This window comes from Xanthomonas sp. Leaf148, from assembly GCF_001423585.1.
Lineage (GTDB): Bacteria > Pseudomonadota > Gammaproteobacteria > Xanthomonadales > Xanthomonadaceae > Xanthomonas.
In genome coordinates, this window is the sequence record NZ_LMOP01000008.1 from 186,403 (window position 1) to 201,626 (window position 15,224).

A 15,224-nucleotide genomic window follows, 5' to 3' on the forward strand; every position below is an offset into this window, starting at 1 on the left:
CAACGCAACCAGCCTGCGTGCTGGCTGAGCGACGCGTTGCCCTCGGCCCGATTGCCGCAGGCGTCGGCCGGCTGCGGCTTCCGGACAAGGCGGTGAGCAGTACTCGCCTACAACAAGCTTCAAATGCGTATCTGTGACGTCGCCAGCGATGTGGCGCCTGGGAACGCTGCGCCCGGCACTGCAACCGTCTGTGGGCGCCGGTGCCGGCAACGCCCGCCTTGCAACGGGCGCAGCGCGTCGGTCAGCGCTGTGGCTTCACCTGCTCATTGAACAGCTTGAGGATGCGCTTGTACTCGTCCAGCCATGCATCGGCCCGGGTAAATCCATGGCGTTCCAGCGGATACGGCGCCACCTGCCAGTTGTCCTTGTGCAACTCGATCAACTTCTGCGTCATGTCCACCGAGTCCTTGAAGAACACGTTGTCGTCGATCATGCCGTGCGCGATCAGCAGATGGTCCTGCAGCCCGTCGGCGTAGTTGATCGACGAAGAGGTCTTGTAGGCCTGTGGATCGAGCTCGGGCGTGTTGAGGATGTTGGAGGTGTACTCGTGGTTGTACTGCATCCAGTCGCCCACCGGCCGCAGCGCCGCGCCGGCCTTGAAGGTGCCGGGGCTGCGGAACAAAGCCATATACGTCATGAAGCCGCCGTACGACCCGCCATAGATGCCGGCGCGTGCGCGGTCGCCCTGTTTGGTGGCGACCAGCCAGTCCAGGCCATCCAGGTAATCTTCCAGCTCCGGATGGCCCATGTTGCGGTAGATCGCGGTGCGCCAGTCGCGGCCGTAGCCTTCCGATGCGCGGTAGTCCAGATCCAGCACGATGTAGCCCTGCTGCACCAACAGGTTGTGGAACATCTGCTCGCGGAAATACGGCGTGTAGCGCTGCGACACGTTTTGCAGGTAGCCGGCGCCATGCACGAACATCACGATCGGATACTGCTTGCCCGGCTCGGGAGTCTGCGGCCCGTAATACTTGCCCCAGACCGTGCCGGCGCCGTGTTTGGACGGCACCTGCACGTACTGCGGTGCGATCCACGTCTGCGCCTTGAAGGCCGGCGTGCGCGTGTCGGTGAGCACCGTGGCCTGACCGCCCGCCGCCGGCACCACCGCCAGCTGCGGCGGCAGATAGGCGCCGGAGTAGCGCACCAGCAACTGCTGCCCATTCGGCGACAGGCTGAAGCCTTCCACGCCGTTCAAGGCCGTCACTTCGGTGAGCTGGTCGGTGCGCAGATCCAGCTTGCACACCTCGTAATCGCCCGGCCATTTCTGGTTGCACAGGAAATACATGCCGCTGCCATCGGCGCTGGGCACCGGCATCGACACTTCCCACTTGCCACGGGTGCGCTGACGCGGCTTGCCATTGCCTTCCACCGTGTACAGCTGCGAATGGCCGGATTCTTCGGAGAGCAGCCACAGCGTGCGGTTATCGGCTAACCAGCCGAAATCGTTGAAGTCCCAGTTGATCCACGCGCTGTCGCTCAGCCGATGCCGCGGTTGCAGCTTGGCGCTGTCCAGATCCACGCTGGCGATCCAGCGGTCCTTGTTGTCCACCGCGCGGATTTCCACCGCCACGTTGCGGCCATCGTCGCTCCAATGCACCGCCGGGCCGCTGCCGTCGCCATCGCTTTCCACGCGCACCGCGCGATTGCCCTTGAGCGCGTCGCGCTTGGCGGCCTTGCGCAGTGCAGCCAGCGGGTCGGTGGCGATGCCGGGCAGCGCATCGAAGGACAGCTGGCGCGCGCTGCCTGCGACCACATCGACCAGCCACAGCGCATGCGCCACCGGTGCATTGCGACCGACGCGGGAGCGGGTTTCCTGGAATTCTTCGTAGCCGGATTCGGTCACGTACTTGGGCATCTTGCCGGTCTGGCCTTCGTCGGCGTTCTTGGCCTGTGTCACCACCAGCAGGTGGCGGCCGTCCGGCGACAATGCGCTGTCGACGATCTCCACCTCATCGCCCAGATACACCGGCGCTGCTGCGCGCGTGGTGTCGGCGCGGCGCCAGGCATCTTCCTGCGTGCGCAGCGCATCGCGCTGTTCGCGATCGCGACGCAGCGTGGCCAGCGTGGCCAGTTGCTGCTCGCGCAAGACATCGGCCTTGGGCGCGGCATTGGGGTCGCGCTCGGCCTTGACCACGGCCACCTGCGCGGTGCCGCCATCGGCCCGCCAGTGGTACCAGTTATTGCCCGCACGCCAGATCGCACCGCCATCGCTGGCGAATTGCGGACGCGATTCAACCTCGTTGCTGCGGGTCAGCTGGGTCAGCGCGCCCGAGCGCAGATCCCGCAGGAAAATATCGCCATTGCGTGCGAACAACATGCGCTGACGGCTGGCGTCGTAGCTGGGGTCGGCCGCATCCAGGCCGGCGCGCGCCGTGTCGGCCACGCGGTCTGCCGCTGTGCCGTCGATGCCCTGGCGATAGGTATCGCGCACCGGGCTGCCATCGCGCTTGAGCAGGTACTGCACCTGCTTGCCGTCCCACTGCCACCACGCCTGATCGACCGACGGCCCGATCCAGTCCGGATCGGCCATCACCTGTTCGATGGTGAGCGGTGCGGCGGACTGCGCATGCGCGGTGGCAGTCAGCAGCAGAAGGGTCAACGGCAGCAATCTGGGCATCGGAAACAACTGGACGCAAAGGAGAGCGCGCAAGCCTAGCAGTTCGTCTCTGCGGCAGGCTTGGGCCACAGGTCATGCGCGGACGGCGTAACGCAGGGGTGGTTGCATGGCGGTGGTGCCAGACGGACGCGACTGCTATGTGTTTGCTGCACGTCATTGCAACCGTAGTGCGTGGCACTGCTGCGTTGCGCCGAATGACGCTGCGGCATGCACGGCATCGCATGCGCGCATCGCTGTGCGCTTGTGGCGGGTTAAATGCTTCAGCGCCATCGTCGGCGGTCACTGCGTACGCTGCGTTGCGTCATGACGCTTTCTTTCTGTCTACCGCCTCTGTCTGCAGTAGACGTTGCGAGAGGCTGAAAGGCCACTGGCGAATAAGTGCGCGTGGATGTTGTGGGCTGCGGACGTTGCACGTTGCCGATGACGGCGCTCCAGCTGCGCGTGTGCCCAGCCAAGTGGCGTCGCGGTTGTCACGGAGGCATGTCCGGAGCGCAATGAGCGAACGCGTCGTCCCCATACGCATAGGCCGAAGACCCGCGGTGGGTCTGGTGCCGGCAGGTGGCTGTACCGTCGCATGCAATGCTCGGCCACAGATGCATGGTCGCCAACACCAGACGGAGATCCTGCGCACCTCACCGCCCCATTGTTGAAAGGTGCTTGGCGTGCGATTGAGCTAACACAACAATGCAGTGGCACTTCTAGTGATCAGTATCGAAGCCTGCGACCTACGACGTGCGACGCGCGACCTACGACGTGAGCGCGCGCACGTCAGACGGCGCGGACCCATTGCAGGATTCACCGGTGCAGCCATCCAGGTCCCGCGGTTGCCCGCCTGTCATCTGCGCCAGCTACGCGTCGCGGCCTGGACAGCGGCCGGAAACCTCCCGACTTGCCAGCAGCCCGGGGGGCAGCCAAGCTAGCGCGTTTTTGCGATTGTCGATCCACATGTCCAGCCTGCCTGCTCCCGTTGTGTCCCATCCCATGGCCGTCGGCGCGCCTGGCCGGCCGTTGGCGTGGCGCGCGGGGCAGTCGGTGGATCTGGCGACCTTCGTCGCGCATGTGCATGGCCTGGCGCAGCAGCTGCCGGAGGGCCGCCATGCGGTCAATCTGTGCGAAGACCGCTACCGCTTCATGGTGGCGTTCTATGCCTGCGCGCTGCGCGGTCAGGTGTCGCTGCTGCCGTCGTCGCGCGCGCCGGCGGTGGTGGGCGAAGTGCAGGCCGGTCACGCCGATGCCTACTGCCTGGGCGATCTGGCGTTGGAGCTGGCGCCGCCGCGCTACTGGCAACTGCCGGACGCGCTGCCGCAGGCGGACGGCCCGATTCCGCAGCTGGCCGACGATGCACTGGTGGCGATCGGCTTCACCTCCGGCAGTACCGGTCGCCCGCAACCCAATCCCAAGACCTGGGGCAGTTTTCTGACCAGCACCCGGCAGGATCTGGTCGCGCTGCAAAGCCTGTGGGCGCACACCGACGCAGTGCCGCACGTGGTGGCCACGGTGCCGCCGCAGCACATGTACGGCATGGAATTGTCGGTGCTGCTGCCGATGGTGACCGAGCTGGCAGTGCACGCGGGCCGGCCGTTCTTCCCGGACGATGTGGCACGCGCGCTGGCCGATATTCCCGCCCCGCGCGTGCTGGTGACCACGCCCGTGCATTTGCGTGCCCTGGTCGAATCCGGGGTGGCATTGCCGCCGCTGGCCGGCATCGTCTCGGCCACTGCACCGCTGGCACAGGAGGTTGCCGCCGCAGCCGAAGCGCGGTTTGGCGGTGAAGTGCGCGAGATGTTCGGCTCCACCGAAACCTGCGTATTCGCCGTGCGCCGCACCGCACTGGAAGCCGCATGGACCCCGCTGCCCGGCGTGCGTCTTGAAACCCAGGCCGCAGGCACCTTGGTGCATGCGCCGCATCTGGCCACGCCGGTGTTGCTGGCCGACATGATGGACGTGGCCGACGACGGCACTTTCCAGGTGCGCGGACGCCAGGCCGATCTGCTGGAAATCGCCGGCAAACGCGCGTCGCTGGCCGACCTCACCCGCCGTCTGCTCGCCATCCCCGGCGTGATCGACGGCATCATCGTGCAGCTGGCACCGGACGCAGGTCAGTCGGTGGGCCGCATCGCCGCATTGGTGGTCGCTCCGACCCTGGACGACGCGCAGATCCTTGCCGCATTGCGCGTCAGCGTCGACCCGGTATTCCTGCCGCGCCGCCTGCGCAAGCTCGCCGTTCTGCCACGCAACGAAACCGGCAAATTACCGCGCGATGTGGTGCTGGGGTTGCTCAACGGCTGAGCAGATTTGGGCAATGCCCTCTGCAGGCCGATGCCAACGGCTGCGTGAGTGGATTGCTCACTGGCCGGGTACTGGATGAGCGCAGAGGTAGGCCGAGAAACGCGTCAGCAGCTGAGTTTTCTGCATCGCCTCCAGGGTCGCATGCACTTGGCAGGCCAATCCGTTTTGATCCGCACAGCGCGCATCTGCTGTGTTGGCCGCACTCAAGCGCATGCGATCACGCTGCGTCAGCTGCGCCTGAAACTCGTCCTGCGCAAAATCCAGATCACCTGGCGTGATCGATCTGATTCGTTGGGCTGGGCAGCGCCGATCTGCCTGATCTGCCAGCGCTTCGAACGCCGCTTGTCCTGCGTATTTCTGCGTTCCGGCAGGGCTTGCGGCCGCCAGGAGAATTGCGAGAACAAGCATGCTGTTTCCGTGAGAGCGTCGTCTGCTCGACTGAGCGCACGATCTCACCGATGTCGACGGTCTGCCAGCGGCTACGCGCCGCATGGTCAGTGGCGAAATAGGGAACAGCCTGGCCGCGAGCAATGCGGTATCTGCGCGATACATGCCGCACCCGGTTTTCACGGAACTACCGGCGGCCACAATCTGCGGCACGCCGGCAGGCACGGCATCACTCAGCCGTGCACACCATCGATCTCCACCGCCAGCTCATCGCGGCAGATCACTGCGTGCAGCAGCAGGCGCGGTACCGCGTCGCCAAAGCGGGTGTCCAGGGCCTGCGCGACCTTGGCCAGATCGTCCTGCTCGCGGACATACACCTTCAGGCGGGTGCCGGCACCGAACTGCGCGGGCAGCGCCGGTGCGTGCGTGCGTGCGGCGCCGAGCAGGGCATCGAAGTTGGCGAAGGTTTCTTCCAGCTGCGCCAGCAACTGGCCGGTATGCATCGAGGCATGGCCCACCACCGCGGCGGTGCCTGACAGCAGCAGCGGCATGTCGCTGCCGGCGGGCGGCAGCATGGCGCGCGCAAAACTCGGCGGCTGCGGGCCGTATTGCCGCGGGTAGTTGTAGGCGCTGACCTGGCGCGGATTTTCCAGTGGCGTGCCGGCATCGGCGGCGGCCAGCCAGTAGATCTGGATGATGCGTTCGGCATCGCAGCGGCCCACCGCAGTGGCGGCCGGCAACTGCGCGACGTCGAAAGCGCCCAGACCACGCGCGCGGCCCACGCAAAACTGGCGATAGCGCTCACGGTCGCCACTGCCCAGGGTGATGGCATCCAGGTAGTTCCAGATGCGCAGCAGGCGCGGTGTGGCGCTGCCGCTGACGAATGCGGTCAGCTCTGCGTAGGCCTTGGCGGCGGCGTCTTCGATATCGACATCCTGCTCGTCGATTTCGATCACGCCAAACTGCAAATGCCCATCGCTGGACCAGGCGATGTTGCCGTCGCGGCCACTGCGCACCAGCGCATCGGTCCGCCACACCTCCAGCACATCGGCCCGATACGGCTGCAGCGGCACGCGCAGATAGCGCGGGTCGTCCAGGCGCGGGGCGGCATCGCCGAACCCGAACACCGCCAGCACCTGCGGATCGGTCAGCAGCGCCGCGGGGTCGGTCCGGTCGACATAATCGACCTGCAGGCGGGGATGGCGCAGCGGCTGCGCGGTCTGGGCCGGGGAAACAGTCATTGAGTCTCTCGTTGCAAGGTGGTGCCGTCGAAGCCGTGCGTGGACAGGCGCCGACGTGGGCGCCACACCTGCCGCACGTACGGCATCGTCGATAGGAATGTGAGTGCTGGGATGGCGTGGACTGCGCGCAGAGACTCGCCGATAGGCAGGCGAGGGTGCAGCACCTGTACGTGCCGCAGCATCGCCCTACCGAGGCAGGCAGGTGTCAGCGCTGCTGTGCAACCAGTCGGGCCGCCGCCCCTGATCAGAATAGCCGGACACTGCGGTCCGGGAGCCGGCCCGGCTGCCGGCTTGGCGGTCGGGGTGGGGCGCACAACGGTGGAAGTCATCCTGAAACGAACCTGCAGCGGGCGAGCGTCATGCAGTCATGATAGCCTGACCGGCAGCCCGGACATCTGTGCGGCCGCCGAGATCCACGCATGCCGACCAACGCAATGACAGGGCGATCGCCGGCCGCGACGCGGGCCCGGCGCTCGGAATCGACAGGTACGCCACGTACACTGCCGGCTCGACGCGCCGTCCGCCACCTGCAGCACGCTGTCGGTGGCCTGCTCCGACTTTGACCGACCCTTACCCTGGAACTTCTGGATGTCCTCGCAAACCGCTGCCGAACGTGAACTGGCCGAACTCCTGGTCGAAAGTCTGAACCTGGAAGACGTCCAACCCGCCGACATCGATCCGGAGGCGCCGTTGTTCAACACCGGGCTGGGGCTGGATTCGATCGATGCGCTGGAACTGGCGCTGGCGATCAGCAAGCGCTATGGCTTCCAGCTGCGCTCGGACAACGACGAGAACCGTCGCATCTTCGCGTCGCTGCGCGCATTGTCGGCGCATGTCGAAGCCAACAAGACCGTCTGAGGTTCCGACCGCCGCGCCCAGCGATGCCCCGCCGTGGGTGCTGGGGCTGGGCGTGCTGCTGGCGGTGGCGTACTCGCCGCTTGCCCACTGGGCCAACGCCAGCCATCGCTCCGACCTGGCCGTGATCGCCGGCGTCATGCTGGTGCTGATGGTGTTGATCGAACCGATGGTTGCGCGGCGCGCGTGGGCCTGGGCGCTGGCGCTGGTGAGCCTGGCCGGCCTGGGCGCGCTGTGGCATTCGCCGCACGCCATGCTGGTGCTTGCGGCGCCGCCGGTGGTGTTCACCGGATGGGTCGCCTGGTTCTTCGGGCGCAGCCTGCGGCGCGGGCGCACTCCGCTGATCACCCGCATCGTGGAAGGCCTGTACGGCCGGGCCGGCATGGCAGTGACGCCGGCGCAATTGCGCTACACGCGTGGGCTGACGCTGGCCTGGGCGCTGCTGTTGTGCGGGCTGACCCTGCTCAACCTGGTGCTGGGCCTGTGCGCCGAACCCAGTGGCGTGCTGGCCCAATTGGGTTATGCCTCGCCGCTGCCGATCAGCGACGAACGCGCCTCGTTGTTCGCCAATTTGCTGGTGTACGGCGTGGTTGGCGGGTTCTTTGTTGGGGAATATCTATTGCGCGGGCGCTGGTTTCCGCAGCGTCCCTATCGTAACCTGCCAGACTTCTTGCGCCAGATGGCGCGGCTCGGGCCGGACTTCTGGCGCGATCTGCTGCGCTGAGTGCGTGGCCAGGGGCAGCGACGTACGTGCACAGTTTCGGGGACAAAACAAAAATGCCGTTGGCAAGGATGCCGTCGCGCCTGGCGTGGGGTGTATTCAATCTGCTGCAATTGGCCTTCACGCTGACGTTTACCGCCGGCGGGATCGTGTATGCGTTGGTGCTGCTGGCGATCACCCGCGATGCCGACCGCCTGTTGCGCATGGGCGGCTGGATGTGGTCGCCGGTGCTGTTCCGCGGCGCGGGAGCCAAGGTGATCGTGGAAGGGCGCGAGCGGGTCGACTGGTCCAAGAACTATCTGTTCGTCAGCAACCACCAGTCCATCATCGATATCTGCGCCTTGTTCTACGCCTTGCCGGTGCCGCTGCGGTTCCTGCTCAAGGAAGAAATGCTCAAGGTGCCGTTCGTGAACTGGTATGCGCGCGCCACCGGCATGCTGTTCCTGGACCGCGACAGCCGCCGCGCCGGGGCGCTGGTCCGTCGGCAGGCGGCCGCGCTGTTGCGCGAGGGCAAACAGTTGTGTCTGTTTCCCGAAGGCACCCGTAGCCGCAGCGGCGAATTATTGCCATTCAAGGCCGGGCTACTGCAGGCCGCTATCGATGCTGGTGTCCAGGTTGTCCCGGTGGCGCTGGACGGTTGCGGCAAGGTGCTGCCGGTGGATGGTGTGTTCAGGGTGCGTCCCGGCATCATCCGCGTGCGCATCGGCGAGCCGATCGCGGTCACCGGGCCGGATGCACCGGATCGCCAACAATTGACCGAGCAGGCACACAAGGCCGTGGCTGCAATGCTTCAACCCAGGATCTGAGTTCCGCGCTTATGGATTTCGTCGTGCCGCATGATCATCCCTGCCTGCCCGGGCACTTTCCGGGTCGCCCCGTGGTGCCTGGCGTGGTCGTGCTCGACCATGTGCTGCAGGCCGTGGAAGCGCTGCATGGCCCGCGTGCCGCAGCACGGCTGCCGCAGGTGAAGTTCGTGCAGCCGTTGCTGCCGGGCCAGACCGCGTCGGTCATGCTGGAAGGCGACGGCCCGCGCTGGCGCTTCCGCGTGCAGCGTGCCGGCGAGGTGCTGGTCAGCGGCGAACTGGTGGCGGAGGCCGCGGCATGAACAAGCATTGGAAACAGCGTCCAGAAGGTGGCGGGCGCTTCGCGTTGTGGCTGATCCGCGGGATCGCACGGCATGCCGGGCGCTCGGTGGGGCGCGCGCTGCTGTACCCGATCACGCTGTACTTCCTGCTGGTGCGTGCGCCCGAGCGCGCCGCCTCGCGCGCTTATCTGGCACGCGTGCTGGGGCGTCCGGCCAAGCTGCGCGATGTGGCGCGGCATATCCATACGTTTGCATCGACCATCCTGGACCGCGTGTACATGTTGTGCGGGCAGATGCAGCGCTTCCGCGTCGACATCACCGGGCTGGATCAACTGCACACGCAGATGGACCGCGGCCGCGGCGTGCTGATCTTCGGCTCCCACCTGGGCAGTTTCGATGCGCTGCGCGTACTGGCGACCGAGCGCCCGGACGTGCAGGTCAAGGTGGTGCTGGACAAGGCCCACAACCGCGCGATGACCGACCTGCTGGGCGCGCTGAACCCGCAGCTGGCCGCCAACATCATCGATGCCGGCATGGATGCGACCTCGATCGTCATGGCGATCAAGGACGCCACCGATGCCGGCGCGCTGGTGGCGCTGCTGATCGATCGCCCGCGCGAAGGCGACCCGGCGTTGCCGGCCATGTTCCTTGGCCGCAATGCGATGTTTCCGACCTCGCCGTGGTTGATCGCCGCCGCGCTCAAGGTGCCGGTGGTGCTGGCGTTCGGCCTGTATCGCGGCGGCAACCATTACGAGCTGGCATTCGAGACCTTCAGCGAAGGACTGGATGTGCCGCGCAGGCAACGTGCGCCGGTGCTGGCGGTGCTCATGCGCGATTACGCGGCCAGGCTGGAACATTACACACGCTACGCGCCGTACAACTGGTTCAACTTCTACGATTTCTGGAACACCCACCATGCCGATGCGCCGCACCCTGCCGTGGATGCTGATACTGCTGTTCAGCGCCGCACCGCTATGCGCCGCACCGCCTGAGGCCCTGGATGTCGGCCAGGTGCTGCAGCGCCTGGCACGCCCGGTCCCTGCCAGCACCGAGTTCGTCGAACTGCGCGGCTCTGCACTGCTGAAAACGCCGCTGCGCGTGCAGGGCCATTACCGTCGCCCGGATGCGCAGACGTTGGTGCGCGAGGTGAGTGCGCCGTATCGCGAAACCACCACCTTGCGCGGCGACGAAGGCGTGCTCGAACGCGAGGGCAAAGCGCCACGCAAGTTCGCCTTGAGCCGCGTGCCCGAACTGGCCGGGTTGAAGTCCGGCTTCGGCGCGCTGCTGTCGGGCGATCGCGCGCTGCTGGAGCAGCAGTATCGCCTCAGCGGGCAAGGCACGGCGCAGGCATGGCAACTGACCCTGCAGCCCAAGGACGCCGCAGTAGCCAAGCAGGTGCGCGAGCTGCGCCTGTACGGCAGCAACGATGAGCTGCGCTGCATCGAAAGCGTTCCGGCCAAGGGCGATGCACAACGCACGCTGCTGGCCGGTGCGGCACGTGCGGCTGCCAGCGTCAACGACGCCGCAGCGCTGACCACGCTCTGCCACGGCCCGGGCGCGTGACCACGCGCGGGCAGGCCTTGCTGGTAGCCGTCGTCAAAAACGCCAGATCGCGCGCTTGCAACCAAGTTGCCGTCGCCCTGCTAGCCGATGTCGTACGCGGATTGAGCGTCGCCCGTTGCAGTGAGGCAGTTGCATGCCGTTTGAATTGAACGCAAACCGCCGCTTTGGTTTGGCCTTGCTGTGGCTGGCGTTGCTGGTGGTGGCCGGATTCTGGTTGAGCGAGACGCTCAAGGTTACTGGTGATCTTCGCAAGTTCATGCCCGCCCCGCGTACGCCTGCGCAAAAACTGCTGATCGAAGAACTCGGCGAAGGCCCGGGCTCGCGGCTGTTGCTGATGGCCTTGTCCAATAGCGACCCGGCCACCCTGGCCGAGCAATCGCAGCAGTTGCACCAGGCATTGGCCGCGCAGCCGGCGCTGTTCGAGCTGGTCGGCAACGGCGGCACTGCGGGGTTGGAGGCGATTCCGGAGCGCTTGCTGCCGTATCGCTATCTGCTTAGCGACAGCTTCGACACCGCACCGCTGGACGCGGCGACGCTTGAAGCGGCGCTGCAGTCACGCGTGCAGGATCTTGGCTCGCCGGCAGCGGCGATGGTGGAGCCGCTGCTGCCGCGCGACCCGACGCTGGAAGTGCTGCATCTGGCCGAGACCCTGCAGCCGGCGGCCGCACCGCAAACGCGTAATGGCGTGTGGTTCGATCGCGCCGGCACTTCGGCACTGTTGATCGTGCAGACGCATGCGGCCGGCTTCGATCCCACCGGCCAGCAGCTGGCCTACGACGCCGTGCAGGCGGCGTTCGCCACCGTCAGCAAGGGCACCACGACGCAGCTGACCTTGACCGGCCCGGGCGCATTCGCGGTGGAGATCACCGCGCGCACCCAGGGCGAATCGCAGTGGATCGGCACGCTGGATACGGTGGGTCTGGTGCTGTTGCTGATGATCGCCTACCGCAGCTGGAAGATTCCGGTGCTGGGCGTGTTGCCGCTGGCCAGCGCCGGCCTGGCTGGCCTGGGCGCGGTGGCGCTGGTGTTCGACGGCGTGCATGGCATCACCGTGGCATTCGGCTTCACGTTGATCGGCGTGGTGCAGGATTACCCGATCCATTTGTTCAGTCATCAACGCCCCGGCCTGGATCCGCGCGACAACGCGCGGCATTTGTGGCCGACGCTGGCGACCGGCGTGGTGTCCACCTGCATCGCGTATGTGACCTTCCTGTTCTCCGGTGTGGATGGTCTGCGCCAGCTGGCGGTGTTCACCATCGCCGGTTTGGCCACTGCGGCGGTGACCACGCGTTGGCTGTTGCCGTGGCTGATCGACCCGGCCCCGCGCGACTATGCCGACTCGCGTCTGTTGGCAACGCTGTGGCGCGATATCGCGCGGCTGCCGCGGCCACGCATCAGCCTGGCGGTGATCGCGGTGATCGGCATGGCGGTGATCGCATTCGCGCCTGGCCAGTTCTGGCAGAACGATCTATCCAAACTCACCCCGGTGCCGCCCAAGGCATTGGCGCAGGACACCCACTTGCGTCAGGAACTGGGCGCGCCCGATGTGCGTTATGTGCTCGCGCTGCCTGCCGCCAACGATGAAGCGGCGCTGCAGGCCAGCGAATCCCTGCGGCCGCGGCTGGATGCGCTGGTACGCGACGGCGCCCTGGCCGGCTATGACATGGCCGCGCGTTATCTGCCCAGTGCCAAGACCCAGCAGGCCCGTCAGGCGGGGTTGCCGGATGCAGCGCAGGCGCGCGCGCTGACCGATCGCGCGGTGGCGGCCACGCCATTCCGCAGCGATGCGTTCGCGCCATTCCTGCAGGATCTGGATGCCGCCAAGCGCGCGCCGCCGCTGCTGCCAAAGGATCTGACCGGCTCGCCGCTGGCCACCTCGGTGGGCGGCTTGCTGCTGAGCCGCGGCGATCGCACGACTGCCCTGGTGTCGCTGACCGGCTTGCACGACCCGGCGGTGTTGGCTGCGGCGGTGCAGGGCAGCGGCGCGCAATTGCTGGATCTGAAGGACGCGTCCGAATCGCTGGTGGCCGCCTACCGCGGCCGCGTGCTGGGCGCCCTGGGTGTGGCGGCGTTGTTGCTTGCGGTGACGGTGGCGATCGCGTTGCGCAGCCCGCGCCGTATCGTGCGTGTGCTGTTGCCGATGGCGCTGACCACCGTGTTGATCCTGGCGATCCTGCGCGGCATCGGGGTGGAGCTCAATCTGTTCCACTTGATCGCGCTGATTCTTGCCGCAGGCTTGGGCCTGGATTACGCCTTGTTTTTCGATCACGCCGGCGACGATCACGCCGATCAGCTGCGCACGCTGCATGCATTGATCGTCTGCAGCCTGATGACATTGCTGGTGTTCGCGCTACTGGCCGCCTCCAGCATCCCGGTGCTGCGCGCGATCGGCAGCACGGTGGCGCTGGGTGTGTTGTTCAATTTCATCCTCGCGTTGCTGGTGTCGCGCGAACCAGCACTGGAGCGCACACGCAATGGAGAATCGCATGCAGGGACGTGACGCAATCGCCGCCTTGATCCCCCATCAGGGCAGCATGTGCCTGTGGGACGAGGTGGTGACCTGGGATGCGCAGCGGATTGTGGTGCGCAGTTATGCGCATTGCAGCGACACGCATCCGCTGCGTGCCGATGGACGTCTGCGCGCGCTGCATCTGTGCGAATACGGCGCGCAGGCCATGGCCGTGCATGGCGGCCTGCTGGGGCGAGAGTCAGGCAAGCCGGTGCGCCCGGGCATGCTGGTTGCGCTGCGTGCGGTGGAATTGCATGTGACGCATCTGGAGGCCTTGCCCGATGCCATCGAGTGCGAAGCGCAGGTGCTGATGCAGGGCGAGGACAGCCAGCAATACAGTTTCCGTCTGACCCATCAGGCGCAGCTGCTCGCCGAAGGCCGTGCCACGGTAATGCTGGGTGCGGCCTGAGATCTGCATCAGGGTGCGGCGTGTGTCTTCGTTGCAACCAGTGCGCTCAGCTTGACGACGCTAGGCAGGCGGTGCGCATACAGCCGCGCAATGTCGTCGCCGCTGTGTAGATGCTCGAAATGCTCCAAGCCGATAGAGAGGAATTCGGGATTATCATCGCGCGCGGGCTTGATCTCGCCGACTTCAAGTGCCTTCAATGCGCTGATCCAATGGAAGGACTGACCAGCATCCTGGCGATTGAAGTAGGCGTACCAAACCGGAATGCGGAACAGTCGTTCGAACGCCACCGCACGTTTGAGCTCGCTCTCGTAGGGAAGGCTGTAATACGCCTGATTGGCGTGCTTGAACTGGACGTAGTTTTTTACGTCGATGGCGATCAAGCCAATTGATTCCAAAAGCATCAGGAAATCCGGACGTTTAACCGCAGTGCCAAATAATGGCGCGAAGGTATCCGGCGCTTGGCAAATGGCTACATAGCTGAAGCCATGCAATTGCAGCCAGGAATTCATCGCGTCCTCGCCTTGTTTGCCAAGGCCCGCCAAGTTCACTGCACTCATTTCGTTTCGTTCATCGCCGCGCATGCCTGGAAGCTACCAGCCAGATTCGAAGGTACTCAAGCGGCAGTGGTCGGATTTGCGGCATGGTTAGGCAAATACGGGATGGGTGCCAAGAGTCCGTCTTTCAGCAGGCAGCTTGCTCTACGATAACGCTCCTTCTCTGCTCATATGGTTCGTGGCTTATGAACTCAGCTGCACGACGCGCACTCGTCACCGGCGGCAGCGGCGATCTTGGCGGTGCGATCTGTCGCCATCTGGCGGCGCAGGGGCGGCACGTGATCGTGCATGCCAATCGCAATCTGGCGCGCGCGCAAGAGGTGGTTGCCGCCATCGTGGCCGACGGCGGTAGCGCCGAAGCGGTGGCCTTCGATGTGGCCGATGCGCAGGCCAGCGGCGCGGCGCTGGAGAACCTATTGGCGTCCGGCCCGATCCAGATCGTGGTCAACAACGCCGGCATCCACGACGACGCGCCGATGGCGGGCATGAACGCCGAGCAGTGGCATCGGGTGATCGATGTGTCGCTGCACGGCTTCTTCAACGTCACCCAACCGTTGTTGTTGCCGATGGCGCGCACGCGCTGGGGACGCATTGTCAGCGTGTCGTCGGTGTCGGCAGTGCTGGGCAATCGCGGGCAGACCAATTACGCCGCAGCCAAGGCGGCATTGCATGGCGCGACCAAATCGTTGTCGCGCGAGATGGCCAGCCGCGGCATCGCCGTGAATGTGGTGGCGCCGGGCGTGATCGAAAGCGACATGGTCGGCGAAAATTTCGCGCCGGAGGTGATCAAACAACTGGTGCCCGCCGGGCGCGTCGGCAAACCCGACGAGGTCGCCGCGCTGGTCGCCTTCCTGTGCTCGGAGTCTGCCGGTTACATCAATGGCCAGATCATCGGCATCAATGGCGGCATGGGCTGATTGCCTGACGTCCAGGCTGCTGCGTTGCGCGCGTGGCTAGCTGCGACGACGGCGTTGATCGATAGCACATTGCGTTAC

The 15,224-nt window shown here is 65.9% G+C and carries 14 protein-coding genes; 10 read left to right on the plus strand and 4 right to left on the minus strand.

Going from position 1 to position 15,224, the window contains the following annotated elements:
- Window positions 1-241 precede the first annotated feature (241 nt).
- Entirely contained in the window at window positions 242-2,608 is a 2,367-nt protein-coding gene (locus ASF90_RS05505; RefSeq protein ID WP_055846982.1) for a S9 family peptidase, read from the minus strand.
- 954 nt (window positions 2,609-3,562) lie between these two features.
- Here ASF90_RS05505 and ASF90_RS05510 point away from each other — a divergent pair.
- Window positions 3,563-4,906: an AMP-binding protein gene (locus ASF90_RS05510; RefSeq protein ID WP_193552641.1), complete on the plus strand. Its 1,344-nt coding sequence runs from the start codon at window positions 3,563-3,565 to the stop codon at window positions 4,904-4,906.
- Window positions 4,907-4,963: 57 nt separating this feature from the next.
- Here ASF90_RS05510 and ASF90_RS05515 read toward each other — a convergent pair whose 3' ends face one another.
- Both ASF90_RS05515 and ASF90_RS05520 read right to left on the minus strand, forming a co-directional pair.
- Window positions 4,964-5,314 carry a hypothetical protein gene (locus ASF90_RS05515; RefSeq protein ID WP_055846988.1) on the minus strand — a complete coding sequence of 117 codons (351 nt, stop codon included), beginning with the start codon at window positions 5,312-5,314 and terminating at the stop codon, window positions 4,964-4,966.
- A gap of 212 nt (window positions 5,315-5,526) precedes the next feature.
- Entirely contained in the window at window positions 5,527-6,534 is a 1,008-nt protein-coding gene (locus ASF90_RS05520; RefSeq protein ID WP_055846990.1) for a hypothetical protein, read from the minus strand.
- A gap of 588 nt (window positions 6,535-7,122) precedes the next feature.
- Between ASF90_RS05520 and xanC the strand changes: the two genes are divergently transcribed.
- The 8 genes from xanC to ASF90_RS05560 all read left to right on the plus strand — a co-directional run bounded on the left by xanC (window position 7,123) and on the right by ASF90_RS05560 (window position 13,675).
- Entirely contained in the window at window positions 7,123-7,392 is a 270-nt protein-coding gene (gene xanC, locus ASF90_RS05525; protein ID WP_011260626.1) for a xanthomonadin biosynthesis acyl carrier protein XanC, read from the plus strand.
- 37 nt (window positions 7,393-7,429) lie between these two features.
- Window positions 7,430-8,113 carry a ketosynthase gene (locus ASF90_RS05530; RefSeq protein WP_082473429.1) on the plus strand — a complete coding sequence of 228 codons (684 nt, stop codon included), beginning with the start codon at window positions 7,430-7,432 and terminating at the stop codon, window positions 8,111-8,113.
- A 53-nt stretch (window positions 8,114-8,166) separates the two neighbouring features.
- Window positions 8,167-8,916, plus strand: coding sequence for a lysophospholipid acyltransferase family protein (locus ASF90_RS05535; protein WP_055846997.1), 750 nt, complete (start codon window positions 8,167-8,169; stop codon window positions 8,914-8,916).
- Between the two features lie 71 nt (window positions 8,917-8,987).
- Window positions 8,988-9,215, plus strand: coding sequence for a hypothetical protein (locus ASF90_RS05540; protein ID WP_236699212.1), 228 nt, complete (start codon window positions 8,988-8,990; stop codon window positions 9,213-9,215).
- On the plus strand, window positions 9,212-10,186 hold the full coding sequence (locus tag ASF90_RS05545; protein ID WP_055847003.1) for an acyltransferase: 975 nt from the start codon (window positions 9,212-9,214) through the stop codon (window positions 10,184-10,186). Before ASF90_RS05540 ends, ASF90_RS05545 begins: the two co-directional genes overlap by 4 nt.
- A complete protein-coding gene (locus ASF90_RS05550) occupies window positions 10,110-10,757 on the plus strand; it encodes a LolA-related protein (protein WP_055850181.1) in 648 nt (215 codons plus the stop codon). Before ASF90_RS05545 ends, ASF90_RS05550 begins: the two co-directional genes overlap by 77 nt.
- A 133-nt stretch (window positions 10,758-10,890) precedes the next feature.
- On the plus strand, window positions 10,891-13,257 hold the full coding sequence (locus tag ASF90_RS05555; protein ID WP_055847006.1) for an MMPL family transporter: 2,367 nt from the start codon (window positions 10,891-10,893) through the stop codon (window positions 13,255-13,257).
- On the plus strand, window positions 13,244-13,675 hold the full coding sequence (locus tag ASF90_RS05560; protein WP_055847009.1) for a hypothetical protein: 432 nt from the start codon (window positions 13,244-13,246) through the stop codon (window positions 13,673-13,675). The genes ASF90_RS05555 and ASF90_RS05560 overlap by 14 nt, the downstream gene beginning before the upstream one ends.
- 8 nt (window positions 13,676-13,683) lie before the next feature.
- Here the strand turns inward: ASF90_RS05560 and ASF90_RS05565 are convergent, their stop codons facing one another.
- Window positions 13,684-14,232, minus strand: coding sequence for a hypothetical protein (locus ASF90_RS05565; RefSeq protein ID WP_055850182.1), 549 nt, complete (start codon window positions 14,230-14,232; stop codon window positions 13,684-13,686).
- A gap of 182 nt (window positions 14,233-14,414) precedes the next feature.
- Between ASF90_RS05565 and fabG the strand changes: the two genes are divergently transcribed.
- Window positions 14,415-15,146 carry a 3-oxoacyl-ACP reductase FabG gene (gene fabG / locus ASF90_RS05570; protein ID WP_055847012.1) on the plus strand — a complete coding sequence of 244 codons (732 nt, stop codon included), beginning with the start codon at window positions 14,415-14,417 and terminating at the stop codon, window positions 15,144-15,146.
- The last annotated feature ends 78 nt before the right edge of the window (window positions 15,147-15,224 follow it).